At 48.5% G+C, this 23,074-nt stretch carries 27 protein-coding genes; 16 read left to right on the forward strand and 11 right to left on the reverse strand.

Translation table 11 applies throughout. The features are described 5' to 3' along the window. Positions 1-73: 73 nt before the first annotated feature. The 3 genes from AC0TWI_RS01140 to AC0TWI_RS01150 form a co-directional block, all read right to left on the reverse strand. Positions 74-421, reverse strand: coding sequence for a YojF family protein (locus AC0TWI_RS01140; RefSeq protein WP_488124504.1), 348 nt, complete (start codon positions 419-421; stop codon positions 74-76). Positions 422-542: 121 nt separating this feature from the next. Continuing rightward, entirely contained in the window at positions 543-1,364 is an 822-nt protein-coding gene (gene pdxK / locus AC0TWI_RS01145; RefSeq protein WP_488124505.1) for a pyridoxine/pyridoxal/pyridoxamine kinase, read from the reverse strand. 89 nt (positions 1,365-1,453) lie between these two features. After that, positions 1,454-2,524, reverse strand: a complete 1,071-nt coding sequence (locus AC0TWI_RS01150) for a M20 family metallopeptidase (protein WP_488124506.1) — start codon at positions 2,522-2,524, stop codon at positions 1,454-1,456. Positions 2,525-2,848: 324 nt separating this feature from the next. Here AC0TWI_RS01150 and AC0TWI_RS01155 point away from each other — a divergent pair, with 324 nt between their 5' ends. From AC0TWI_RS01155 to AC0TWI_RS01170, 4 genes are read left to right on the forward strand one after another with little or no spacing between them, the layout of a single operon-like run. Then, a complete protein-coding gene (locus AC0TWI_RS01155; protein WP_488124507.1) occupies positions 2,849-3,313 on the forward strand; it encodes a molybdenum cofactor biosynthesis protein MoaE in 465 nt (154 codons plus the stop codon). Beyond that, a complete protein-coding gene (moaD, locus tag AC0TWI_RS01160; RefSeq protein ID WP_488124508.1) occupies positions 3,306-3,539 on the forward strand; it encodes a molybdopterin converting factor subunit 1 in 234 nt (77 codons plus the stop codon). The genes AC0TWI_RS01155 and moaD overlap by 8 nt, the downstream gene beginning before the upstream one ends. A gap of 32 nt (positions 3,540-3,571) precedes the next feature. Further along, positions 3,572-4,564 carry a ThiF family adenylyltransferase gene (locus AC0TWI_RS01165; RefSeq protein ID WP_488124534.1) on the forward strand — a complete coding sequence of 331 codons (993 nt, stop codon included), beginning with the start codon at positions 3,572-3,574 and terminating at the stop codon, positions 4,562-4,564. A gap of 30 nt (positions 4,565-4,594) precedes the next feature. Further along, complete coding sequence (locus AC0TWI_RS01170; protein ID WP_488124509.1) at positions 4,595-5,374, forward strand: YhfC family intramembrane metalloprotease; 780 nt, start codon at positions 4,595-4,597, stop codon at positions 5,372-5,374. Between the two features lie 33 nt (positions 5,375-5,407). On the opposite strand, the gene AC0TWI_RS01175 is transcribed toward AC0TWI_RS01170, so the two are convergent. Beyond that, positions 5,408-5,728, reverse strand: a complete 321-nt coding sequence (locus tag AC0TWI_RS01175) for a YflT domain-containing protein (protein WP_488124510.1) — start codon at positions 5,726-5,728, stop codon at positions 5,408-5,410. A gap of 126 nt (positions 5,729-5,854) precedes the next feature. On the opposite strand from AC0TWI_RS01175, the gene AC0TWI_RS01180 reads away from it, so the two are divergent. The 3 genes from AC0TWI_RS01180 (at position 5,855) to AC0TWI_RS01190 (ending at position 7,307) form a co-directional block, all read left to right on the forward strand. After that, positions 5,855-6,550 carry a uracil-DNA glycosylase gene (locus AC0TWI_RS01180; protein WP_488124535.1) on the forward strand — a complete coding sequence of 232 codons (696 nt, stop codon included), beginning with the start codon at positions 5,855-5,857 and terminating at the stop codon, positions 6,548-6,550. Positions 6,551-6,636: 86 nt separating this feature from the next. Continuing rightward, a complete protein-coding gene (locus AC0TWI_RS01185) occupies positions 6,637-6,921 on the forward strand; it encodes a YwdI family protein (protein ID WP_488124511.1) in 285 nt (94 codons plus the stop codon). A gap of 17 nt (positions 6,922-6,938) precedes the next feature. Continuing rightward, on the forward strand, positions 6,939-7,307 hold the full coding sequence (locus AC0TWI_RS01190) for a DUF423 domain-containing protein (RefSeq protein ID WP_488124512.1): 369 nt from the start codon (positions 6,939-6,941) through the stop codon (positions 7,305-7,307). Between the two features lie 497 nt (positions 7,308-7,804). Here the strand turns inward: AC0TWI_RS01190 and gerQ are convergent, their stop codons facing one another. Then, positions 7,805-8,254 carry a spore coat protein GerQ gene (gene gerQ / locus AC0TWI_RS01195; RefSeq protein ID WP_488124513.1) on the reverse strand — a complete coding sequence of 150 codons (450 nt, stop codon included), beginning with the start codon at positions 8,252-8,254 and terminating at the stop codon, positions 7,805-7,807. Between the two features lie 131 nt (positions 8,255-8,385). After that, the gene (gene hemQ, locus AC0TWI_RS01200) at positions 8,386-9,135 is read right to left on the reverse strand and encodes a hydrogen peroxide-dependent heme synthase (protein ID WP_488124514.1); all 750 of its coding nucleotides are present in this window, start codon (positions 9,133-9,135) and stop codon (positions 8,386-8,388) included. Between the two features lie 229 nt (positions 9,136-9,364). On the opposite strand from hemQ, the gene pta reads away from it, so the two are divergent. Beyond that, positions 9,365-10,348: a phosphate acetyltransferase gene (gene pta, locus AC0TWI_RS01205; RefSeq protein WP_488124515.1), complete on the forward strand. Its 984-nt coding sequence runs from the start codon at positions 9,365-9,367 to the stop codon at positions 10,346-10,348. Between the two features lie 36 nt (positions 10,349-10,384). Beyond that, positions 10,385-11,218: an octanoyl-[GcvH]:protein N-octanoyltransferase gene (lipL, locus tag AC0TWI_RS01210; RefSeq protein ID WP_488124516.1), complete on the forward strand. Its 834-nt coding sequence runs from the start codon at positions 10,385-10,387 to the stop codon at positions 11,216-11,218. Positions 11,219-11,278: 60 nt separating this feature from the next. Here the strand turns inward: lipL and AC0TWI_RS01215 are convergent, their stop codons facing one another. Beyond that, positions 11,279-11,992 (reverse strand): RsfA family transcriptional regulator, encoded by a 714-nt coding sequence (locus AC0TWI_RS01215; protein ID WP_488124517.1) that lies wholly within the window; start codon positions 11,990-11,992, stop codon positions 11,279-11,281. A gap of 520 nt (positions 11,993-12,512) precedes the next feature. Here AC0TWI_RS01215 and AC0TWI_RS01220 point away from each other — a divergent pair. Both AC0TWI_RS01220 and AC0TWI_RS01225 read left to right on the forward strand, forming a co-directional pair. After that, a complete protein-coding gene (locus AC0TWI_RS01220) occupies positions 12,513-13,814 on the forward strand; it encodes an HD domain-containing protein (protein WP_488124518.1) in 1,302 nt (433 codons plus the stop codon). 45 nt (positions 13,815-13,859) lie between these two features. Then, positions 13,860-14,369 (forward strand): YwgA family protein, encoded by a 510-nt coding sequence (locus tag AC0TWI_RS01225; RefSeq protein ID WP_488124536.1) that lies wholly within the window; start codon positions 13,860-13,862, stop codon positions 14,367-14,369. A gap of 30 nt (positions 14,370-14,399) precedes the next feature. Here the strand turns inward: AC0TWI_RS01225 and thmT are convergent, their stop codons facing one another. Continuing rightward, on the reverse strand, positions 14,400-14,585 hold the full coding sequence (thmT, locus tag AC0TWI_RS01230; protein ID WP_488124519.1) for a 2-hydroxymuconate tautomerase: 186 nt from the start codon (positions 14,583-14,585) through the stop codon (positions 14,400-14,402). 244 nt (positions 14,586-14,829) lie between these two features. On the opposite strand from thmT, the gene AC0TWI_RS01235 reads away from it, so the two are divergent. Continuing rightward, positions 14,830-15,468: a site-2 protease family protein gene (locus tag AC0TWI_RS01235; protein ID WP_488124520.1), complete on the forward strand. Its 639-nt coding sequence runs from the start codon at positions 14,830-14,832 to the stop codon at positions 15,466-15,468. Between the two features lie 15 nt (positions 15,469-15,483). Continuing rightward, on the forward strand, positions 15,484-15,996 hold the full coding sequence (locus AC0TWI_RS01240; RefSeq protein WP_488124521.1) for a YwhD family protein: 513 nt from the start codon (positions 15,484-15,486) through the stop codon (positions 15,994-15,996). Positions 15,997-16,292: 296 nt separating this feature from the next. Here the strand turns inward: AC0TWI_RS01240 and AC0TWI_RS01245 are convergent, their stop codons facing one another. Further along, positions 16,293-18,290: a transglycosylase domain-containing protein gene (locus AC0TWI_RS01245; RefSeq protein WP_488124522.1), complete on the reverse strand. Its 1,998-nt coding sequence runs from the start codon at positions 18,288-18,290 to the stop codon at positions 16,293-16,295. Positions 18,291-18,558: 268 nt separating this feature from the next. Here AC0TWI_RS01245 and speE point away from each other — a divergent pair, with 268 nt between their 5' ends. The 3 genes from speE (at position 18,559) to AC0TWI_RS01260 (ending at position 21,245) form a co-directional block, all read left to right on the forward strand. Then, complete coding sequence (gene speE / locus AC0TWI_RS01250) at positions 18,559-19,404, forward strand: spermidine synthase (protein WP_488124523.1); 846 nt, start codon at positions 18,559-18,561, stop codon at positions 19,402-19,404. Beyond that, complete coding sequence (gene speB / locus AC0TWI_RS01255) at positions 19,404-20,273, forward strand: agmatinase (RefSeq protein ID WP_488124524.1); 870 nt, start codon at positions 19,404-19,406, stop codon at positions 20,271-20,273. The genes speE and speB overlap by 1 nt, the downstream gene beginning before the upstream one ends. Positions 20,274-20,807: 534 nt before the next feature. Beyond that, the gene (locus AC0TWI_RS01260) at positions 20,808-21,245 is read left to right on the forward strand and encodes a hypothetical protein (RefSeq protein WP_488124525.1); all 438 of its coding nucleotides are present in this window, start codon (positions 20,808-20,810) and stop codon (positions 21,243-21,245) included. Positions 21,246-21,372: 127 nt separating this feature from the next. Here AC0TWI_RS01260 and AC0TWI_RS01265 read toward each other — a convergent pair whose 3' ends face one another. Both AC0TWI_RS01265 and AC0TWI_RS01270 read right to left on the reverse strand, forming a co-directional pair. Beyond that, positions 21,373-21,837, reverse strand: coding sequence for a GNAT family N-acetyltransferase (locus tag AC0TWI_RS01265; RefSeq protein WP_488124526.1), 465 nt, complete (start codon positions 21,835-21,837; stop codon positions 21,373-21,375). An 88-nt stretch (positions 21,838-21,925) separates the two neighbouring features. Further along, positions 21,926-23,029 carry a GGDEF domain-containing protein gene (locus AC0TWI_RS01270; RefSeq protein ID WP_488124527.1) on the reverse strand — a complete coding sequence of 368 codons (1,104 nt, stop codon included), beginning with the start codon at positions 23,027-23,029 and terminating at the stop codon, positions 21,926-21,928. Positions 23,030-23,074: the final 45 nt, after the last annotated feature.

Raw genomic sequence — 23,074 nt, forward strand, 5'->3', positions numbered from 1 at the left:
TAAAGGCTGGAAAGCGCCTTTTGCTTCTTCGCCCTTATGCTTGTCGCCCCTAAGCAGCCGCCCTCCACTTTTCTCAAGCAAACGGCTCTTTGCTTATTTCGAGGGCCACTGCCAGTTTTCCGTCAAATCCGTGGCCGGCGAGGAGGAGGCGGTCTTGGTTGTCGACTTCAAAGTGGGTGAGGCCTTCGGCGTATACCCAGCCGATCGGGAGTTTAAGTCCGATGCGGTAGGGGCCGTCGCCGACGATTTTTCCGCGTTCGTACTGGATTTGGGCGTTGCGGATGTAGGCTCCTGCGGAGAAGAATGATTCATCCGTATGGGAGGCATAGGCGCCGTTGGTCGTTTCTAAATGTATGTAAACCGGAATGTCGGTCCATTTGTTCAATTCATGCTGTACTTTTTCTACGTTGATCTCTTTCATTGTATAGCCTCCTTTCTTACCTGTTTATTTTACTAAATATCCGGGGGAATACGAAATGATAGGCATTGCTGCCGGATGGGAAAAACCCGGACGGGAAGCCCCGTCCGGGTATGTTCACTGTTTATTCTTTTACACTGCCGACGAATTGGGAGTAAGCGCCATGCATGACCGGCCCTACAAATTCGTTCAGTTTCCAGCCATGTTCGATTGCCGCTGTGACAAATTCCTTCGCAGCGGAGACTGAATCCTTGATAGACTTGCCCTTTGCCAGGTTTGCAGCAACTGCTGCAGCGAAAGTACAGCCGGCTCCATGGTTATAGGTCGTGTCGAGTTTTTCTTTTTCGAGCACGACGAACTCATTGCCATCATAGAAAAGATCGATCGCTTTATCGTGATCAAGGCCTTTCCCGCCTTTAATTACGACTGTTTTGGCACCGAGGTCAAGGATTTTAGCGGCTGCCTGCTTCATGTCGTCGATTGTCTTGATCGGTCCTGTTTTTGCAAGCTGCCATGCTTCAAAAAGGTTGGGTGTTACGACCATTGCCCGCGGAAGCAGCAGTTCGCGCATCGCATCGGTGTTTTCCGGCTGGAGGACTTCATCTTCTCCTTTGCAGACCATTACCGGGTCGATGACGACTTTCTCAAGCTTGTGCTCATCGATTTTTCGGGCGCCGAGCTCGATGATCTCAACAGATCCGAGCATGCCTGTTTTCATTGCATCTATGCCAACGGACAAAATGGTATTCAGCTGCTTTTCCACGATTGAGACATCGATTGGAAAAACGCCGTGACTCCAGTTTTGTTCAGGGTCCATCGTGACGATTGATGTTAGAGCTGTCATGCCGTATACGCCGTTTTCCTGAAAAGTTTTCAAGTCGGCCTGGATTCCGGCGCCGCCGCTAGAATCAGAACCGGCGAGCGTCAGTACTTTTTTCATTGTCATGATCTATTCCTCCCAGTTTGTCCAAAGATGTTCTTTGATTGATTCTCTACTTTTAGAATAACGCAATCAAAGGTCGTTGAAAAGCAACTTTACTTGCTGCCGAACTCTTCTGCCAGGGTCAGCAAGGCTGTCATGTAACGGTCAATGCTCGCCAGGTCGACATACTCTTCTTTCCCGTGCCAGTCGCCGCCCGCCGGTCCAAACTCAACTGCAGGTATCCCGTACTTGGCAAAATACTTACCGTCCGAGGAGCCGTGCTGGCCGAAGACGGGCGCAGGCCTTCCGTGGCTTGCAGATTCGCATGCCGATGCAAGCGCCCGGACATAGGGATTGTCTGCCTCCGTTGCAACCGGGTCCCCGATCTCTGTCACTGTCACCTTGCCGTCCTTCAAGCTTTCAATCTGACGGACAATTTCATGCGGATCTTGCTCGGGCAAAAAACGGATATCAAGTGACATCTGACAATAGTCCGGAACTTGGTTCATGACCGAACCGCCTTTGATAATCGGAAGGTCGATGGACGGGAAAGGATACATAGCCGAGCTTTCTTTCGCAAATGGCAAATCCGTGATTTTCTCATAGAAATGATATGCTTTTAAAATCGCATTTTCTCCCTCCCAGGGCCGGCTTCCATGCGCAGGCTTCCCGGGTACTTCGATATCGACGTATAGCACGCCTTTTGACTGCAGCCCGATTCCAAGCTGTGTCGGCTCCCCGCAAATGACGAAATCGCCCCTATAGCCATGATCGGCCAAGTATTTTGAACAGTTGCTGCTCGTTTCTTCATCGGAGACAATTTGCAGCTGCACTTTGCAAAGAGAAAAATCCCGCTTTTTCAGCTCAGCCATTACACCCATCATGGCCGCGACTCCTGCTTTCATATCCGCCGTTCCGCGGCCGAACATTTTTCCGTCCTTTATATAAGGATCGAATTGTTCTGGTCTTCCCGGCACAACATCGACATGACCATTCAGCACGATCGTCCGCTCGCCCTTACCGACTTCCGCGACAAGCATGTGGGCACCGTCCGCCTCGAACTTCACAGAATCAATCTCACGGCCCTTCAGCCAGCCGCTGCAAAAATCGACTGCCTGATTTGCTCTTTCTCTCGTTGAACTTTCAATTTTCACAAGTGATGCCAACAGGTCGGCAACATCCATGATTTGTCCCTCCTTCTTCTCTTAACCTATTTCTCATACCACGATAAAAAAGGAACAAACAATAGCAGGATCGTTGGTTCGCATCCTCTCTATCTGCTAAAATGGCAGATAACCAATTGATTCGGAATTATAGAAATAGGAGAGGAAAGAAAGGTGAAATCAGTCATATTGGAAGGTGAGGAATCAGGCCGGTTGGGCGAGAACAAAGGGCTGATGACCATATGGTAGCCTGGATGTGTATTATATCCCTGCCGATAATATGGCGAATAGGAAAAATTCGAATGAATATAGAAGAGCAAAGGAAATGGAAAGGGAGGCAGCGCAATGAATGGTTCAATCACGAGGGATCCGATCCGGATTGGGGATGTGTATGAGCAGGTTGTCCGTCGAGAAGCGGGGGCTGTAACGGTTTTTGCCGGAACAGTGCGGGAACTGACATATGGGAGAAGGACCCTCCATCTCGAATACGAAGCATACGAACCGATGGCTGTGAAAAAGCTCGATCAGATCACAAGGGAAATTAAGGAGAAGTGGCCGGGAACAGAGGTGTTCATCACTCACCGGATTGGGCGGCTGGAAATCAGTGACATCGCTGTAGCCATCGCCGTTTCTTCACCGCATCGTCCGGCAGCGTATGAAGCGAACCGCTATGCAATCGAGCGGATCAAGGAAATGGTGCCCATTTGGAAAAAAGAGCATTGGGAAGACGGGGAAGAGTGGATCGGCAATCAGCAAGGAACGAAACAATATAAGGACGGAAAACCGGAGGAGGAAGAAATCGTTGAATAAGATCAAGCTTTTTGCCCATTTAAAGGAGAAGGCACAGACTGGTGAGCTGGAAAGGAATGCGGCCGGAAAAACAGTAAGTGAACTGAAAAGGGATCTTGAGCGAGGCACGTCAATTGGGGCGCTTGACGGCATCATGGTTGCCGTCAATGAGGAGTTCGCCACAGAAGAAACGGTCATCAAAGAAGGGGATTTGATTGCTCTCATTCCGCCGGTAAGCGGAGGGTGAGCGGGTTGGATTATGAACGGTATTCCAGGCAGATGCTTTTTGCCCCGATCGGCAAGGACGGGCAGGAGGAAATCCGGACAAAGCACGCATTGATTGTCGGCGTCGGAGCCCTCGGCACAAACACGGCGGAAATGCTGGCAAGGGCAGGCATCGGAAAATTGACGCTCATTGATCGCGATTACGTAGAATGGAGCAATCTTCAGAGACAGCATCTGTTTACGGAAGAAGACGCGGAGAAAGAGTGGCCGAAGGCGGAGGCAGCCAAAATGAGGCTAGGTGCGATTAACAGTGAGGTCATCATTGAGGCGATTGCCGGGCATGCGGATGCAGAAATGCTTGAGCGTCTTGCTCCGGGGGTGGACTTGCTGATGGACGGGACCGATAATTTTGAAACGCGCTTCCTGCTGAACGACATCGCCCAGAAATATCGGATTCCTTACCTTTTTGGCTCCTGTGTCGGAAGCTTCGGGATGACGTTCACCATCCTTCCGGGGAAGACCCCTTGTCTACAGTGCCTGATGAGAAATCTGCCGCCGCAAGGACTGACATGCGACACAGCGGGAATCATCTCTCCGGCTGTGCAAACGGTGACGGCGCATCAAGGAGCAGAGGCATTGAAAATTTTAAGTGGAAACCTTGGCGCTGTCCGGGATACTTATCTTTCCTTTGACCTTTGGGAAAATGAAACGTTCGCGCTGAAAGCGGGCGCGATGAAAAATCCGCACTGTTCTTCTTGCGGTGAGACCCCAGACTATCCCTTTTTGGAAAAGGAAGCGGAGATGAAGATTGCCGTGCTATGCGGACGGGACACTGTCCAAATCCGGCCGCCGCGTGTTTCCTTCCGGCTGCCTGAACTCGCAGAGCAGTGGAGAATGGCCGGCTATGAAGTTGGAGGCAATCCTTTTCTTGTTTCGGTAAGGAAAGCAGGCGTCCGAGCGGTTTTTTTCAAAGACGGACGCGCACTGATTCACGGTACGAGCGACCCGATAGAGGCGCGGAAATTGTATCATTCGCTTGTCGGATGAATAGGGAGTGTCACGGAAAGGGGAGGTTCCATGGTTGGAGGCACAGTAGTAACGGCACTTGTTTTGAACATGTTCATCACGATCGGGATGCCGATTTTGCTGCTGACTGTTGGGAGAAAGAAGTACAGGATATCCTTTAAGGTCGTTCTCTTTGGGATGCTGACCTTTATTCTGTTTGCCGTCGTGCTTGAACAGCTGGCCCATTTTTTCTTTTTCTCGGTTAACGGGACGACGCAGAAGTGGCTTGAAAACCCATGGGTGTACATGCTGTATGGCGGGCTGATGGCGGGGATTTTTGAAGAAACTGGACGGTTCATCGTTTTCGCTTATATGCTGAAAAAGTATCGGGAATGGAAGGATGGTTTCGCCTTTGGGATCGGTCATGGCGGAATCGAATCGGTCATGCTTGTCGGCATTAACAGCGTCGTCATGATCGTGTTTGCCATCATGATCAACAATGGAAGCTTTGATGCTTTGATTGTTAATGAGCAATCGAGGGGAGCGATGGACCTGGTGAGGACACAGCTGACGGACACTTCGCCTCTGCTTATTTTAATGGGCGGACTGGAACGGCTGAGTGCGATCATCTTGCATATCAGTCTATCTATTCTGGTGCTCTATGCTCTGAAAAGCAAAAAAATGGCCTATTTTTTCCTAGCCATCCTTATCCACGCCGCCTTTGACTTTCCAGCAGCACTTTATCAAAAAGGCGTAATCGGAAATATATATATGGTGGAAGCGATCATCCTGCTTTTTGCCGCAGCAATGGCCGTCTGGATTGTTAAGGCCAGGGCTAAATTTGTCGCATAAAAATAGTCCCCTGCAAAGAGGGGACCAGCATGATTATTTCTTCGCAACGAGTACGAGTTCGCCGCCGTCCAATACTTTTTCATACTTGTCGGCCTCTTCCTTCGACAGGCCGACAGCTTGAAACTCGGCGCGTAGCTCGTCTCCGCGTTTGCGGAATACGTTTTTAACAGTGTCCATGATTCCTTTTTCGCCCACGCCTACAGAAGCGGTGTCAATCGCATCTGTCAGGTCCTTTTCGCGTTCTTCCCCATGGGCGAAAATATAAATATTATCGTGGCCGTAGCCCTCAGCTGCAAGCTCATCGATGATTTTTTTCGCTTGAAGTCCATTTTCACAAACTTTTACTGTAGTCATAATCAAATCCTCCCTTTCAATTTTCCAATACTCTACTATATCCGTCTGTAAAAAAATGAAACATGAATTCTTGTCTTTCTCCCGCCAGATCAGGGTAAGAATACAAGAGAATAGATGATGGAAAGGATGATCCCTTTGTTTCCCTTATTGGATAATCACTGGAAGCCGCTGCTTGCGCCGGAGTTTGAGAAAGACTACTATCGCAAGCTCGAAGAATTTTTAAAAGAAGAATATGAAAAGCATATCGTTTATCCGGCGAAGGAGGATGTGTTTAATGCGCTGACGTATACGGATTATCCTGATGTGAAGGCAGTCATTCTTGGTCAGGATCCTTATCATGGAACGGGGCAGGCACACGGTCTCAGTTTTTCTGTGCGTCCGGAAGTGAAGATCCCTCCATCGCTCCGTAACATTTTCAAAGAATTACATGAAGATACCGGGGCTCCGATTCCGAATAACGGTTACTTGCGGAAATGGGCTGAAGAAGGGGTGCTGATGCTGAACACGATTTTGACCGTTCGCGCGGGCGATGCTTTTTCTCATCGTGCTAAGGGCTGGGAGACGTTCACGGACCGGGTTATTTCCCTTATCAACGAGCGGGAGAAGCCGGTAGTCTTTATTTTGTGGGGCCGGCCCGCTCAGGAAAAGATCAAACTGATTGATGTGGACAAGCATTTCATCATCCAATCTCCTCACCCGAGCCCGTTTGCGGCGCGAAAAGGCTTCTTTGGCAGTCGCCCTTTCTCACGGACGAATGAATTTCTGGAAAGGATCGGCGATGTGCCGATCGACTGGAAAATTAATGACATCCCCCGCCGTTAACGCATTTTCTTTGATTTTTATGTCGGGAATGCATATGATTTTATGCAGAGAATGGCGTTAAATTTTGCAAGGATAGGAGAGCGGATATGGCGATTTCATATGGATCCCTGCTTGAAAAAATGGAAGCGGAGCTGCGGAAGGCGAGGCAAACGGAGGACATCCACAAGCGCCAGGGACATATTTATGCAATTAAAGCATTGGCTGAACTGGCACTTGATGAACGTACCGAATCGTTTCAGCCGGAGTTCAGGCCGCCGGTGCCACCACCGTCCATGCCAGTATCTCCGCCGGTTCGGAATGTTTACGCTGCCGAGAGCAAGCCGATGGAAATGGAAGATGGCGCAAACGGAGATTCTCTATTCGATTTCTAAGATGGGATGGATGACACGTGAAGTTGTTTCTGATAATCGGGGCAGTCAATGCCTTTCTTGCCGTCGCTTTGGGGGCGTTCGGCGCACATGGACTGGAAGGGAAGCTTGAGCCGAAATACTTGGAAGTATGGAAAACCGGCGTCCAGTACCAAATGTTCCATGCCGCGGGCATCATTGCTGTCGGCATTTTGATGGGAAACCTGTCTGCAACACAGGCGCTGTCCTGGTCAGGCTGGCTTATGTTGGCCGGGATCATTCTGTTTTCGGGCAGTTTGTACGCCCTTAGCACAAGTGGCATCAAGGTGCTCGGTGCTATTACCCCGATCGGCGGAGTCGCATTTTTAGCCGGTTGGGTCATGCTGATTGTGGCTGCGGTGAAAGGCTGAATTTACGAGGCGCTTCTTCTTATCGAAGGGGCGTTTTTTTGCGCTTATAAGGGGACAGGTGCGTTGATACATGTTCATCCATTCACAAGGCGTGGCAGCGGATTGGCGGAGTTGTCGATATATTTGCTGAGACGGGGATATAATCCGTGAGGCGTCGATATAATTTGCAGGGCCGCGATAATATTCCTTAAGACGGAGATATCCGATTTTCTCAAGGGAAGGGGGAGGGGGCTTCTTTCGCGTATTCTTCCTTGATTGGAGAGTGCGGGACTGGATTCCCTGCGGCGAAACCGAAAAATGCTTCCATCCGCGAAAGTCCTTTTTTGATACTTAAAAAAGCAAGGCGCGGACTTGGATTGTGAGGTGGTGAATAAGAGCCCGCCACGTACCGGTATGCTGAGTTCGGTAATATATTCCGCAGTTCGGTAATATCCATCGCAATAGCGGCAATACAACCTAAAGAAGGGGAGAAGGCTGATAATGCCTTCTCCCTTTTCTCATCTCGGTGAGTACGTGGCCAATGGCCCTGAGCCGAAAGGGTATTCGTATTCGATCGGTTCGTCGAAGGTGACGTAATCGACGTAGACCATCGGGATCAGATAGCGCTGGCCCGTTTGGGGATCACTTAGGATAACATGGTCCCGGCCGGCGGCTTCAATGATGCCGTTGAAAATTTTCGCGTTCCACTCGCGGTTGTTTTCGAAAGTGGTATAGACATGGACGAGTTTTCCTTTGTTCAGCCGCAGTATGTTTTCAATGAAGGACTGTTCGATAGGCAACATGCCGGGTACGTTCAATCCCCCTGAAGGTGAAACGTGAGACTGCTGGCCCTGCATCGGTGCGCCGAACGGCACCATGTAGGGAGATTGCTGGCCTGGTGCCATCTGCGGCATCTGAGGCATTTGATTGCGCTGGTAATACGCGTTTGGGTTCTGTGACAAGAGCATTCCCTCCTCATAAGTATTCCTTGCATAACCCGCTCTTTTCAAATGTATGCAGGATAGAGAAAAAAATGCTTCGGATCTTTTTAATCGCAAAAAGAAGCACCCGGCTCAAGAACCGGGCGCTTCCTAATCGATTATACGTGCAAAAATTTGCCGATCTCTTTTTCTTCCAGCAGATTGCCGACGAAGAAGGCGCCAAAGTCGCCATAGCGGGCACTCACTTCATCGAAGCGCATTTCATAGACGATTTTCTTAAACTGGAGGACGTCGTCTGCAAACAGCGTCACGCCCCATTCATAGTCGTCAAAGCCGACGGAGCCGCAGATGATCTGCTTCACTTTGCCGGCGTATTTGCGTCCGATCATGCCGTGGCTGTACATAAGGTCTTTCCGCTCTTCCATCGAAAGCATATACCAGTTGTCATTGCCCTGGCGCCGCTTGTCCATCGGATAGAAGCAGACATGCTCCATCTTTGGAAGAATCGGGTACAGACGGTTGCGAACGTATGGATTTTCATATGGATCCTCATTGGATTCCTTCGCCAGATAGTTGCTTAGCTCAACGACGGATACATAGGAATACGCAGGGATTGTATAATCCGCGATCGTCAATTTATTGAATTCTGTTTCAATCTCGTTCAGTTCTTTCATTGTCGGACGCATTGTCATCAGCATGAAATCAGCTTTTTGGCCGACGATCGTGTAGAGGGCATGGCTGCCAGCTTTCTTTTCTTGCACGTCATCAAGCTTAGTCAAAAATTGCTGAAATTCATGAATTGCTGCTTGTCGCTCATCGCTTGAGAGCAGTTTCCAGCTTGTCCAGTCCAGCGTGCGGAAATCGTGAAGCGTATACCAGCCATCCAGTGTTTCTGCCGGTTCACTCATGCGGATCACTCCTGTTCAATGTCATTTCATCCATACTATAACATAGTTTCACCAAGAAACCGTTTACGAAGACCAACTGTTAATAATATGACAAGATTGCCGGCTGATTTTGTGTCATAATAGTTCAGGGTGTTCCCGGGGATACATAAAATCGGAGAAGTACAGCGGCGGGAATTGGGTAATGATATAGGGTAGGGCATGTACAATCCTTTTAAAGGAGGAAGAAATAATGGCAGATTTATTTGATGGTTTAAAAGCGAAGGTGTCAGGCTGGGATCGGAAAATCGTTTTTCCGGAACCGACGGACTCCCGTGTATTGCGTGCAGCTGGTAAGCTTGCAGCAGATGGAATGGTGACACCGGTCCTGATCGGCAACATGGAGGAAATCTCGCAGCTTGCCGGCAACCACAAGGTTTCATTAGATAAAATGGTGATTTACGATCCGGAGAAATACGTCGGTCTTGATGAGATGGTCGATGCGTTCGTGGCAAGACGAAAAGGCAAGGTGACTCCAGAGCAGGCCCGTACGATGCTAATGGACGAGAACTACTTCGGCACGATGCTTGTATACATGAAACAGGCGGACGGGCTGGTAAGCGGAGCGGCGCATTCAACAGCCGATACAGTTCGGCCTGCTTTGCAAATTATCAAAATGAAAGAAGGAATCGGGAAAACCTCTGGTGTATTTATCATGGTACGGGGCGAAGAACAATATGTGTTTGCAGACTGTGCAATCAACATTGCTCCGGACAGCAGGGATTTGGCGGAAATCGCGGTAGAGAGCGCGAAAACAGCCAGACTGTTTGATATCGACCCGCGGGTAGCGATGCTCAGCTTTTCCACAAAAGGATCGGCCGTGTCCGATGAAACGAAAAAAGTGGAAGAAGCCTTGAAGATCGCCCGCGAACTGGATCCTGATCTGCTTGTTGACGGTGAATTCCAATTTGACGCAGCTTTTGTTCCTGCGGTAGCTGCGAAAAAAGCACCGGATTCTGTGATCCAGGGAGATGCCAATGTGTTTGTATTCCCGAGTCTTGAAGCAGGAAACATCGGCTACAAGATCGCCCAGCGGCTCGGAAATTTCGAAGCGGTCGGACCGATTCTTCAAGGAATGAATTCACCGGTGAACGATCTTTCCCGCGGCTGTGACGAAAACGATGTGTACAACTTGGCACTGATTACGGCTATGCAATCGATGGGATCGGATAGATAAAGAGCCGTTGGATCCCTTCAAAAGGAGTTGGGGGAAATGGGAGAAGCACCTGCATTGCTTCAGCAAGATACTTGGCGGGTGATTGACCAATCGGGACTGGGGCCGTATTTTCATGCGCTTCAGTCATTCGCAATCGATGACACGCTCTGTCTTTCTGTCGGCAGCAAGCACTCGCCGGCTGTGATGCGTTCCTGGGTCCATCCGAAAACGATTGTGCTCGGAATCCAGGATACGAAGCTTCCAGGTCTCCAATCAGGCTTGGATTTTTTGAAAAAGACCGGCCAGAACTGGATCGTGCGCAATTCGGGCGGCCTTGCCGTTGCGCTTGACGAGGGTGTCTTAAATCTGACGCTCGTCTTTCCCGATACAGAAAAAGGGATTGATATTGACCGTGGATACACAGCGATGTGGCAGCTGGTCAATATGATGTTCCGCGATTTCAACTGCGAGATTGAAGCGCGGGAAATTGTCGGGTCTTACTGCCCGGGCAGTTTCGATTTAAGCATCGGAGGAAAGAAATTCGCAGGTATCTCCCAGAGGAGGATTCGCAAGGGAGTCGCCGTCCAAGTGTATCTTTGCGTCACGGGAAGCGGAGAGGAACGGGCTGCATTGGTCCGGGACTTTTACGAGTATGCCAAGTTCCGGGAGCCATCCAAATTCACCTTTCCGGATATTCATCCTGAGGTGATGGCGTCGCTTTCCGAACTTCTGTCCCCAGACCTGTCGGTGCAAAACGTCATGCTTCGCTGTCTCGAGTCGCTAAAGACAATGAGCGGACACATCTACGCCGACGGGCTTGACGAGCAGGAACTCGAATGGTACGAAGGCTTCTATGAGCGGATGATCGACCGCAACAAGAAATACCTTTGATAAAAAATGAAAACAGTCCGGAATTATCTAATCCGGACTGTTTTTTTATTTTCCCGCCGCTTATTCTGCCAACTTTTCAAGATTACCGTTTTTGTCCATCTTGAAGGATGTGGAGCTGCGGTCTTCCTCATCAAAAAGGATATGCTTGCGTGCGCGGTTCAGAATCTTCATCATCGTTTCGTAGTCTTCCTGCATCGTAGCTGAAGAGTTCTCCAGTTTGCCGATTTGTTCTGAGAGCCTCTTATTTTCATGCCTCAGGTCGGCAAGTTCCCGCTTCAGTCTCTCATTCTCGGTTCTGAATATATCGGTCCGCAATTCGTTGTTTTGTAAGTTCTGCAGATAGTTGATGACCGCATCCAGGTTCATATTCTCTGCAACTGCCTGCGCTTCCGGTCTTGGCGCCGGGAGAAGCCTTGGTTCCGACAGCAATTCAAGCGGAAGCTCCTCGCCGAACTCTTCTGGTACGAGCGAAGCCTCGAGATTAAGCGTTGGCGTTGGCGGCTGATACAGAAGTTTCTTTTTCCCGCCCTGATCTTTGCCGAGCAGTCGCTGGCGCTGCTTCCGCTGTTTCTTCGCCAGGTCAAGTGCCTTCTCGTACTGATGGCGGACGACCGCATTCCAGCGGAACCCGCAAGCGGCTGATGTCCGGTTCAGCTTGTCCCCCACTTCTTCAAACGCATTCAACTGCGTGCTCCCTTCGCGTACATGCCGCAATACCGTTTCTGCCAGCAACAAATCATTCTCTTCTGTCCATGCATCCTGTCTGATTTTCATGAACGAACACTCCCCTAAAATATTTTTTATTAAATCTTCTTGCACTATGATAAAAGCATGGACAGAATCGGGTATTTATATACCAATATGGCAAACAATTAATCATTTTTGGATAGTGTACTGTTGCTCCAAACCGATTACAGCGGCAATAGAAGCCGGACCGGGCACTGAAAAGGGCAGCATCTTTGCAGAGAAATTATTTGGACATCTGTCAATTCCCGTGAAGAGGATGGGCCGAAACGGACGAATTTCTCAAGAACAATGTCTGTGGCGGATAGCAATTGTTGCGCCCATTTGACACATAGTGAACTAGCAATGCTTTTTATTCTTAAAGGGTTAGGAGGAGGAGAACTCAGATAAGTTTTAAAGCCCAATGACTCAAAAAGCAGCCGAGAGTGTTGTGCTGGGCAACTAGGAATTTTTTGAATGGTATAGCAGTTTTTAAACTCGCCATGCCAACTTTCAATCGGAAAGGAAAGCCGCTATAATGAAAACATGATAGATAGGAAGAGGGTTGCCAATGCACGAATCGAACTGGAAACTGAACGAGGAGAAAGTATTTAAAGACCCTGTCCATCGATATGTCCATGTGAGGGACAAGCTGATTTGGGATTTAATCGGAACGAAGGAATTCCAGCGGCTGCGGAGAATTAAGCAGCTTGGCACTACATATTTGACGTTTCACGGAGCGGAGCATAGCCGGTTCAACCATTCACTCGGCGTGTATGAAATTGTCCGGCGGATTGTTGACGACGTGTTCAAAGGCAGGCCGGAATGGGAGGAGAGCGAGCGGCTGCTGTCGCTTTGCGCCGCCCTTTTGCATGATCTCGGGCATGGGCCGTTTTCCCATTCCTTTGAAAAAGTGTACCAGCTTGATCATGAGCAGTTCACTAGGAGGATCATCGTCGGCGACACCGAGGTGAATGCTGTTCTCCGGACGGTCAGCGAAGACTTTCCGCAGAAAGTAGCAGATGTCATTGCCAAAACGTATCATGACAAGCTCGTCGTCAGTCTGATTTCGAGCCAGATCGATGCCGACCGGATGGATTATCTTCAGCGCGATGCGTATTTCACTGGGGTCAGTTACGGCCATTTTGACATGGAGCGGATTTTGCGTGTCATGCGGCCGCGTGAGGATCAGGTCGTTTTCAAATCGACGGGGATGCATGCAGTCGAGGACTATATCATGAGCCGCTACCAGATGTACTGGCAGGTGTATTTCCACCCGGTCACGCGCAGCGCGGAAGTTATTTTGACCAAAATTTTGCAGCGGGCGAAGGCGCTCTATGATGAGGGGTACCAATTTAAGCATGAGCCGCTTCACTTTATCTCGCTGTTCAAGGGTGATGTATCACTTGCGGATTATATCCGGCTCGACGAACCGGTCGTGCTCTATTATTTTGAAATGTGGGAAGAGGAAACGGATGCGATTTTGCGAGATCTATGCAATCGGTTCATGAACCGGAGGCTGTTTCAATATGCCGAATTTGATCCGTCGAAGCAGTATAAGGAGCTCGTGAAGCTTGAGGCATTGTTCCGCAAGGCGGAAATTGACCCGGATTACTATTTGGCTGTCGATTCATCCTCAGACCTGCCGTATGATTTTTACCGGCCGGGAGAAGAGGAGGAGCGCTTGCCGATTACATTGAAGATGCCGAACGGGGATCTGCGTGAATTATCGCGGGAATCCGCAATCGTTGAAGCGATTTCCGGAAAACGGCGCACGGATCATAAGCTTTATTTTCCTGAGGATCTGCTGTTTGACGACAAGAGGCACCCGCAGGTGAAAAAAGAGATTCTGAACATATTGGGCAGGGAATGAACAAGGTGCCATTGGAAAAAATAAGCAGGAGTTGACATACAGGTGATGCTGAACGATCATTTGAAACTGATGAGTGTATTTGCTGCGGCCGGGGAGATCACAGGGCGGAAAAAACTGCAAAAGATGATCTACATAGCGAAGAAAATGGATTTTCCCTTTCAAGAAAAATTTGAATTCCACTTTTACGGCCCCTATTCAGAGGAGCTGACGCTGCGGGTGGAAGAACTTTGCAATTTCGGATTTCTTGAGGAGCGCAAGGAGGACCGGGGCAGTTATTGCCAATATCATTATAAGATAACGGAGAGCGGTCGGGAGTTCCTCGAATCAAGCCCGGTGAACATTCCGCAGCTTGAGGGTTGCCTGATGAGCATGAATGGGAAGAGCGCCCGTTTTCTGGAGCTCGTATCGACCATCCTTTATTTCGAGGAAGAAGAAAAAGAAACGGTAATCGAGAAAATCCAGCTCTTGAAAGCTGACCAAAATTATACACTTGAAGAAATTGACGAAGCCTACCAATATATCGGGGAAGTACAAAAAACAGCTGTGGCGCAATAAGCGGGCACAGCTGTTTTCACAAAAATAATCCTATTCGTCACTCAATCTTTTACCGGCGACGGCATAATGGTTTTTGCTCATTTCTTCGATGAAAACTACGATCTTTTCCTTGGATGCGCCAGTTGTTTCGCTGACAGCATCTGTCACTTTTTCAACAAGTGCCTTTTTCTGGTCTTCAGAACGGCCTTCAAGCATTTTTACAGTTACGTATGGCATGGTACATACCTCCATTTTCTCTTCGTGTCCAAATTGTATGTCTTTTTCTGTGAAGGTGCAAGCAAGACAGAAACGATGTGGAAAGACGTGGGATTTTGTATACTGTGAATAAGGTGTTTGATCCGGGCTGTTCGCTTCAAAAACTAGAATTGAAGCAGGTAGTACAACAGCCGGAAAAACCAATAGTGGGGGATGGAGCTCTCACGGATTGATGTTTCACTTTATGGAGATGGGAGCTGGCTCAGTGGAAAGATTTTTGCGATTCTCGCTTGAAGAAATCCCTCTTTTGGCGGGAGTGTTATTGATAGCCTTTACGGTGCATGAATTTGCGCATGCCTTTACAGCCTATAAAATGGGGGATTCGACAGCAAAGGAACAGGGTCGGCTGACCTTAAATCCGATCCATCATCTCGATCCGATCGGGACATTGCTCATCTTCATCGCCGGCTTCGGCTGGGCGCGGCCGGTACCGGTCAACCGCCGCAATTTTGCCAATCCGCGGCTTGGCGGAATTCTCGTTTCGCTGATGGGGCCGGTAAGCAATTTCCTGCTCGCGATCATCGGGATGGGGATTATGGTTGCGTTTGGGGCGACCCTGCCGCCATTAGCGATGAAATTTTTCTTGCTGTTTGTCAATATGAATATATTATTGTTCGTTTTCAACTTGCTGCCGCTGCCGCCCCTCGATGGCTATCGGATCGTGGAGGATCTCGTTCCACCATCTGTCCGGGTGAAAATGACCCAATATGAAAACTATGGCTCACTCATTTTTCTGATCTTGGTCATTACGCCGCTTGCGCACTATACTATATATCCGATATTCAACACGGTTATTCCATTTTTCCGTGATAGCCTGTTTAAGGTGTTCAGCACATTTTTATAATAGGGAGGAGTTTGCATGGAGCAAAACAAAAAGAAGATTGAATTCAATATCATCAAAGATGCCCCGACCGACGGCCATAAAGGGTTCGGCATTGGCTCGCTCAGCTTGGAAAACATTACGCCGATCCTCGTTGACGTCGAAGAGGGAGAGGCCTGGATTGAGCTGCAGGCGATGCATGCCCGCAGCAAAACGGAGCGCGGCGTGAAATATGTGAAAGATCGCAGCGAGTTTCCGGAGGAAGGCGCAAAGAAATATTGGGTGATCTGGGTCGCTGTTGACCGCAAGCCGGAAGGACCATTTTATTCTGGCGTCACTGCCTGCGAATTGTATATCAACCGCCCCGCACGCCGCGGCTACAAGTCGATGCCGGAGCATGTGAACCATATGGACAAGGCGATGAAAAGCAAAATCATCGTTGACAATATGGATGCACCTTCCCGCCAAGTACTTGCCGACTTCCTCAAAAACCATGATCAAGGAATGTGGGAGCGATCAAACGAGGAGCTAAAAGAGGCATTTGCCAAGTAGGCAGGACGAACCCGGACCTTTCGAGAAATTTGAACAATATGTGACACTTGTCGAAAAGGAATCCCGCCCGCTTGATGAAACGAGGGAAAGAAAGTAAACTTGAATATAGTGTTTGCACATAGGCAAACTAGGACACAAAAAGCCCGAGGCCGCACACCTCGGGCTTTTTGCTGTCGAGAAACGCCCGCCTTATTCGGTTGCTCATTTGAAGACAAGCATTTATTGATCGTATTGAAATGTGAGCAGTTAAGAAAAGCCTGGAAAGGGGATTGTGTCCTTTCCAGGCTTTTCCGTTTTTATTCCCCGCCGGTCAGAATGTGATCGGTGCATGTTTCGTCCGGTTCGGTTCCTTTGACGAAATAGGTAAGGCGGAAGACAGGGCAAAGGGCCGTTGCAACGTGTCCGTTCGTCGGGTCGATCGGGACGGCGACAACATTTGCAGGCGGCTTAAATTCGTGCTTTTCAGCAGGATCGTCCTTTGTTGCCTGCTCCATGAATCGGACCCACACGTTTTTTGCGTATAGCTGGTCAGCGGTCAGCGTGATTTCTTTGCCTTCATCGTAACCGGTCCAGACAGCTGCGGCGAGGCCGGGTGTGAAACCGGCCATCCAGCTGTCCGACTTGGTCGAGCCGGACTTCCCGGCATATTCCCTGGACATTTTTCCGGCGATTGATGCTCCGGTTACAGTTGCATAGCCGCTCAGCCTCGTGTCGAACATCCCTGTCATCATTTTGCTTAAGACAAAGCTTTGTTCAGGCTCCAGTATCTGTTCTCTTTGATGGTCGGCTTCATAAATAACCTTGCCGTCCCGGTCTTCAACTTTACGAATAAAGCGGGGCTCGACTTTTTTGCCTCCGTTAGCGATGATGCTGTAGGCGCCGAGCAATTCGGTTACCCTCACACCTGATGTGCCGAGGGCGAGAGAAGGGACCTCCCGCATCTCGGTTGTAATGCCGAATGTCTTCGCGATGTCCGCTAACGTACTTGTCCCGAGCAAAAGATGGGTTTTCACGGCATACACATTATCGGATGTAGCCAAGGCCTGTCCCATAGTGATGTCGGCATTCGGATAGCGGCTGTTGAAATTATGCGGTGTGTATTCGGCCCGTCCCTCGTCAAACACGAACGTCGTTGGTTCGCTCCGGAGCATCGTCCCCGGGGTAAACCCCCGTTCCAGAGCTGCATAATAAAGGAGCGGCTTGATGGCCGATCCCGGCTGGCGAACTGCCTGGACAGCACGGTTGAAAGGACTTTCCGCGTAATTGCGCCCGCCGATAAGGGCGGTGACAAAGCCCGTCTCGGGATCCATTGCGGCAAAGCCGATTTGAATGGTCGAACTGTCAGAGATCGTATCTTTTACTGCTTTTTCAGCGATCGCCTGCTGAGTCGGGTCAAGCGCCGTATAGACCCGGAGTCCGCCGTAAAGGAGCAGCCTTTCATCAAGCCCGGCCTCAGTTTTCAGCTCTTTTTTGACCATGTCATAATAATAGGGGGCGATCTCGGTTTGATGGATCGGGTGCTTTCCGGTGATCAGCAGTTTTTCTTCAGCAGCCGCTGTTGCTTCGGCAGCCGTAATTTTCCCGGTCTCCTCCATCGCCCGTAAAATCAGTCTTTGTCTTTCTTTTGCCTTATCGTATGAGGCGAGCGGGGAGTAGATGGACGGCCCTTTGGGAATGCCGGCAAGCATGGCACTTTCAGCCAGCGTCAGCTTGCCGGCATCTTTCCCGAAATAAAACTGGCTTGCCGCTTCGATTCCGTACGCGCCGTGTCCATAGTTGATCGTATTGAAATAGCCCTCAAGAATTTCGTCCTTGCCGTAATTCATCTCTAGCCTGATTGCATAAAAGGCTTCGGACAGCTTTCTCTTCCACGTTTTATCCATTGTCAAATAAAGATTCCGTCCGTATTGCTGGGTGATGGTGCTCGCACCCTGCACCTTTTTCATCGCAGTCAAATTAGCGAGGACTGCCCCGCCGATCCGTCTCAGGTCAAATCCATGATGCTCATAGAAGGTCCTATCCTCAATCGCGATCACCGCTCCAATTGCATTTGGAGAAATATCATCAAGAGACACCCAATAACGCTTTTCTCCGTTATTGCTTTCTCCGATTATAGTTTCGTCGGCAGCATAATAGAGAGTGGATTGGGGGATGGCGAGTGGAGGAGGGCCGAGCAGTTTTGCGTAAAGAAGAATGGATGAAAGCAAGATTCCTGCACATGCACCTGCGAGAATTCCACAAATGACAATAAAGCGGAATAGCTTCCATGTTTTTGACCGCAGCACTGTTTCCAACAAACTCCCCCCATTTCCGTTCTTGCTTTTTTCTTTAGTATGGAAAGAAATGGCGGGAATTATTCAACCGGTTTCCACGAAATTCATAGAGGGGTAGAGCAGATTGGCAAGTTGAGAGAACAAAGTGTTTCACACAGCGTCCTGTACATGAAAGTTCTACTTTACAAGAGCCCCTGTTTTTTCTATACTCATTTCATGTTTGCAATGGGCAGACAGTGGAAGACTAACAATAAGCTTTGATCACTTTTAGGGAAGGGTGTGTCTAAGAATGGGCGGATTATGGTTTACAGAAAAGCAGACCGATCATTTTGGAATTACGATGGAGGTCAAGCAGACTTTACATACGGAACAGACGGAGTTTCAGAAGCTGGACATGGTAGAAACAGCTGAATGGGGGAATATGCTGCTGCTGGACGGCATGGTAATGACCACTGTAAAAGATGAATTTGTCTACCACGAAATGGTGGCCCATGTGCCGCTATTTACACATCCGAATCCGGAGAAGGTGCTCGTTGTCGGCGGCGGGGACGGCGGTGTCATCCGCGAAATTATGAAGCATCCGCAAGTGAAGAAAGCGGTGCTCGTTGACATTGACGGAAAAGTGATTGAATACTCGAAGAAATACCTGCCGGAAATTGCTGGGGAACTGGACAATAAGCGGGTTGAAGTGAAGGTCGGCGACGGCTTCATGGAAATCGCCGAGAGCGAGAATGAATATGATGTTATCATGGTTGATTCGACAGAACCTGTCGGACCTGCCGTTAACCTGTTTACGAAAGGCTTTTACGCCGGTATTTCCAAAGCGCTCAAGGAGGACGGAATTTTCGTCGCCCAAACGGACAATCCTTGGTTCAAGGCTGACTTGATCCAGGAGGTTCAGCGTGATGTGAAAGAAATATTCCCGATTACCCGCCTGTATACGGCGAATGTTCCTACGTATCCGAGCGGTTTGTGGACGTTCACACTCGGCTCAAAGAAATACGATCCACTTGAAGTAGAGGAAAGCCGCTTCCATGAAATCGATACGAAGTATTATACAAAAGAATTGCATAAAGCGGCCTTTGTTCTGCCGAAATTTGTCGCGGACCTGGTAAAAGACCAGGAGGGACGATGATGAAGTTCGATCCCGCCTATTCAGGCCAGGTTTTCATTGGCAGCAGTGAGAATTATGAAGAGAGCAAGATTGTCATTTATGGGATGCCGATGGACTGGACGGTCAGCTACAGGCCAGGTTCTCGCTTCGGCCCGGGGCAGATCCGCAAAGTGTCGATCGGGCTTGAGGAATACAGCCCTTATCTCGATAAGGAACTGACAGATGTAAACTATTTTGATGCTGGAGATATTCCGCTGCCATTCGGAAATGCGCAAAAAAGCCTTGATATGATCGAGGAATATATTGGCACGCTTCTGGAAGACGGGAAATTCCCGCTCGGTATCGGGGGTGAACATCTTGTCTCTTGGCCGGTCATCAAAGCGGTTTACAAAAAGTACCCGGATTTGGCAGTAATCCATATGGATGCTCATACCGATCTCAGGACTGAGTATGAGGGGGAAGAACTGTCCCATTCGACTCCAATCCGGAAGGCCGCTGGTTTGATCGGCCCGCAGAATATGTATTCATTCGGCATCCGGTCAGGGATGAAGGAAGAATTTGAATGGGCGAAGGAGAACGGCATGCACATTTCCAAGTTCGATGTGCTCGAGCCGTTGAAAGAGATCCTGCCGAAACTCGCAGGACGCCCTGTCTATGTCACAATCGACATTGATGTCCTCGACCCGGCGCACGCTCCAGGAACAGGCACAGTCGATGCAGGCGGCATCACTTCAAAAGAACTGCTCGCCGCCATCCATGCCATCGCCGGCTCTGATGTAAACGTCGTCGGCTGCGACCTCGTCGAAGTCTCCCCCGTCTACGACCTGTCGGAACAAACGGCAAACACAGCAAGCAAACTAATAAGAGAAATGCTACTGGGGTGGACCTAAGTTCGGAAAGGGCCTGTTTAGCCCCGACAAGCATAAGGCGAATGATGAATCATTTGGCTTATGACCTCGAGGGGCTGTCCCTTGGAGCCGGATAACACCTAAGTGCGGAGGGCGATTGATCAGGGGCGACAAGCGTAAGAACGAAGAAGCAAAAGGCGCCTTCCAGCCTTTAGCTTCTTTGGGCTTACGACCTCGAGCCCCTATCGCCCGGAGCCGGATAAACCTAAGTGCGGAAGGCGTTTGCTCAGAGACGACAAGCATAAGAAAAGGGGAGAAAGGCGCATTCCAGCCTTTCTCCCCTTTTTGTTTTGGCTTATTAAAATTACGGCATCAATGTGCAGGTAAAGCCGGAAATGTAATGCATGGGCAAGCTAAACCGCTTTGAAAAGGATCAATGACAGATGGTAAAATAGAAAAGGTGATAGAAAAGCATCGGCTCGTGCTATTGGTGAAATAACAGCTAGAATTCCAGCAGACCTTTGTGTAAACTACAAAATTTCCGCTCCAGTTTAAATACATAAGAAAGGAGCAAATATGAACAATATAAACGAGTTAGAAGAAAGAATTAAGCATATTGAGAAAGAAATTAAACAAATTGATCGGCTTGATAGAACAGTCTATGAATTGGAACAAAAATTAAACAAAGCAAAACAACTGTTAATCAGGATCTTTGAAACAAATGAACAGATTAATAAAAATGACTTAGATTATTTACTCTTAAAATTAAATGTTGAACCTATAAAGTATCATGAATTACCTTCTTTAATTACTAAGACGGGAATATTGTACAAAAGAACTGGTGAATTTCCGAACTTTTATAAATTCCACGACTCTGTAATTCTGGCACTTTCCCTTACTGAAGGAGAAGAAGAAGATTTTTCGATTGAAATTACTGAAAGCCTATTAAAAAAATTCATAGGAACGGAAGAAAATATCTCTTCAGTATGTGAAAAAATCCTTTCAACAAAGTAAGGTAATGGAGTGCGCTTATCTACGGTGGAAATCAAGAAAAGTGTAGAACGACAATAAAGGTTTATGATACTTTACTATCCTGAAACTGTCGTTATGGGTAGATAAGCCCCTGTCAGTTTAGCAAAAGTTATGAAAGCTTTAGTTTTAAGCCTTCATGCGTTGCTTTAAAACCTAATTGTTCATAAAACCTGAACGCATCGGGTCTCATTTTATCAGTTGTCAGTTGTACGATATGACAGCCGCGTTCTTCTGCACGCTGAATTGCCCATTTTATTAGTTCAGTCCCTACACCCATTCCTCTTACCGAAGAAGATACCCGCACTCCTTCGATCGTAGCTCTCCACCCACCTTGATGTGTTATATAAGGTGTAAAAGTAATTTGTTGTACCCCAACGACTTGATTGCCGTAACAAGCAACAACTAATTCGTTATTAGGGTCAGACTCAATTGCCTCAAATGCTTCCGTGTAACTGGCAGGGAGTGGATGCTCATATCGCTCTCGTTTACTTCCTAAAACATCATCTGCCAGCATTTTAACAATACTTTCTAAATCTTTTTCGGTTGCTTTTCTAAACTCTATTTCTGTCTTCAACGAAATCTCTCCTCATTGTTTATCTTTTATTTAAATAGTAAATCAATTTAAAGGGTAAGTTAAGTTAAAAAAAGGCTGGAACCATCGTTTACGGAGTGGTTCCAGCCTTTTTCGCAGTCTCGTTAATATGAACAGCCTTATTCCTGCCGGTCTCTTTCGCCTCGTACATGGCGAGGTCCGCCTGGTTATACAGCTGCTGGATATCCTTCCCGTTCTCCGGGAAGGTGGCAATGCCAAGGGAAATCGTAATCGACAGCTCCAGGTCCGTGGTAGTCGGAAAGGGGGAGGAAGCAATAGCCGTCCGCAGGGTTTCGGCTACTTCCTTTGCCCTTTCACTATTTGACGCAGGAAGAATGACTGAAAATTCTTCTCCGCCATTCCTCGAGAAAATTCCGCCGGCCGGTCCGGCAATTCTCCTTAGCCTTGCTGCCAGCTCTTGGAGTACCTCATCTCCGATCGGATGGCCGTATGTATCATTCACCTTTTTAAAACGGTCAATATCGAGCAGAATAAGAGAGAAGACCTTTCGATCGGCCAAAACCTTGGCCGCCTCCAGCTGGAATTTTCGGTTGTTGTATAGGCCGGTCAAAAAATCGGTCTCCGACAATCTTTCCACGGCATCAATCGATTTGAAATGGGCATCAAAGGTTTGCAATATGAATAGTAAGGTAAAAAATGACAAGTAAGAGAAAGCGAATAAATATACGGTCGGCAAAATGGCGTCAGTACCCCTGCCTAGAAGGTAAAAGAACACGATGCCTGTCTGGATGATGTAATAATGAAAAAAGTATCTTGCACTTTTGAACGTCATCGGTATTTTGCGCATAACAAAGAAGATGGCAATGCCTACCACAATGGTATTCCCGCCCGCAATCAAAGATGTCGAGCTTATCCCTTCATAGAAGATCCTCGCCACCCCGATGATCAGTGCGCTAACTAACGGTGAAACAGCGCCGCCATAAATGCCGCTAATCGTTATGACAGCTGTCCGGGCATCAACAAACGTGTTGTTGGGGAACTCTACAGCTGTCTGCATCAAGACCAGTCCTGCAATTCCGCTCGCAATTCCAATGAACAACGGATGAAGTTTTTTAAATGGGATCGTGTATGTGAATTTTGAATGGAACGGCAAAAAAATCAGTGCGGAAAAGGTAAACAAAATGCAAAAGTTTATTGCCATGTCTAGAACCATTGATTTATCACCTATGCTTGCATATAGTCGACTCATTATAGCACT

The organism is Lederbergia sp. B243.17, from assembly GCF_057657925.1.

Excerpts from the sequence above, each read along its gene's own strand:
- AC0TWI_RS01180 (WP_488124535.1), top strand. The coding sequence starts at position 5,855 with ATGATCCCTTTGTTTCCCTTATTGGATAATCACTGGAAGCCGCTGCTT.
- AC0TWI_RS01270 (WP_488124527.1), bottom strand. The coding sequence starts at position 23,029 with ATGGTTCTAGACATGGCAATAAACTTTTGCATTTTGTTTACCTTTTCC.
- AC0TWI_RS01260 (WP_488124525.1), top strand. The coding sequence starts at position 20,808 with ATGAACAATATAAACGAGTTAGAAGAAAGAATTAAGCATATTGAGAAA.
- thmT (WP_488124519.1), bottom strand. The coding sequence starts at position 14,585 with ATGCCATACGTAACTGTAAAAATGCTTGAAGGCCGTTCTGAAGACCAG.
- speE (WP_488124523.1), top strand. The coding sequence starts at position 18,559 with ATGGGCGGATTATGGTTTACAGAAAAGCAGACCGATCATTTTGGAATT.
- AC0TWI_RS01240 (WP_488124521.1), top strand. The coding sequence starts at position 15,484 with ATGGAGCAAAACAAAAAGAAGATTGAATTCAATATCATCAAAGATGCC.
- pta (WP_488124515.1), top strand. The coding sequence starts at position 9,365 with ATGGCAGATTTATTTGATGGTTTAAAAGCGAAGGTGTCAGGCTGGGAT.
- AC0TWI_RS01185 (WP_488124511.1), top strand. The coding sequence starts at position 6,637 with ATGGCGATTTCATATGGATCCCTGCTTGAAAAAATGGAAGCGGAGCTG.
- hemQ (WP_488124514.1), bottom strand. The coding sequence starts at position 9,135 with ATGAGTGAACCGGCAGAAACACTGGATGGCTGGTATACGCTTCACGAT.
- speB (WP_488124524.1), top strand. The coding sequence starts at position 19,404 with ATGAAGTTCGATCCCGCCTATTCAGGCCAGGTTTTCATTGGCAGCAGT.
- AC0TWI_RS01170 (WP_488124509.1), top strand. The coding sequence starts at position 4,595 with ATGGTTGGAGGCACAGTAGTAACGGCACTTGTTTTGAACATGTTCATC.
- AC0TWI_RS01165 (WP_488124534.1), top strand. The coding sequence starts at position 3,572 with ATGCTTTTTGCCCCGATCGGCAAGGACGGGCAGGAGGAAATCCGGACA.
- lipL (WP_488124516.1), top strand. The coding sequence starts at position 10,385 with ATGGGAGAAGCACCTGCATTGCTTCAGCAAGATACTTGGCGGGTGATT.
- AC0TWI_RS01175 (WP_488124510.1), bottom strand. The coding sequence starts at position 5,728 with ATGACTACAGTAAAAGTTTGTGAAAATGGACTTCAAGCGAAAAAAATC.
- AC0TWI_RS01140 (WP_488124504.1), bottom strand. The coding sequence starts at position 421 with ATGAAAGAGATCAACGTAGAAAAAGTACAGCATGAATTGAACAAATGG.
- AC0TWI_RS01150 (WP_488124506.1), bottom strand. The coding sequence starts at position 2,524 with ATGGATGTTGCCGACCTGTTGGCATCACTTGTGAAAATTGAAAGTTCA.
- AC0TWI_RS01215 (WP_488124517.1), bottom strand. The coding sequence starts at position 11,992 with ATGAAAATCAGACAGGATGCATGGACAGAAGAGAATGATTTGTTGCTG.
- gerQ (WP_488124513.1), bottom strand. The coding sequence starts at position 8,254 with ATGCTCTTGTCACAGAACCCAAACGCGTATTACCAGCGCAATCAAATG.
- pdxK (WP_488124505.1), bottom strand. The coding sequence starts at position 1,364 with ATGACAATGAAAAAAGTACTGACGCTCGCCGGTTCTGATTCTAGCGGC.
- AC0TWI_RS01220 (WP_488124518.1), top strand. The coding sequence starts at position 12,513 with ATGCACGAATCGAACTGGAAACTGAACGAGGAGAAAGTATTTAAAGAC.
- AC0TWI_RS01225 (WP_488124536.1), top strand. The coding sequence starts at position 13,860 with ATGCTGAACGATCATTTGAAACTGATGAGTGTATTTGCTGCGGCCGGG.
- AC0TWI_RS01155 (WP_488124507.1), top strand. The coding sequence starts at position 2,849 with ATGAATGGTTCAATCACGAGGGATCCGATCCGGATTGGGGATGTGTAT.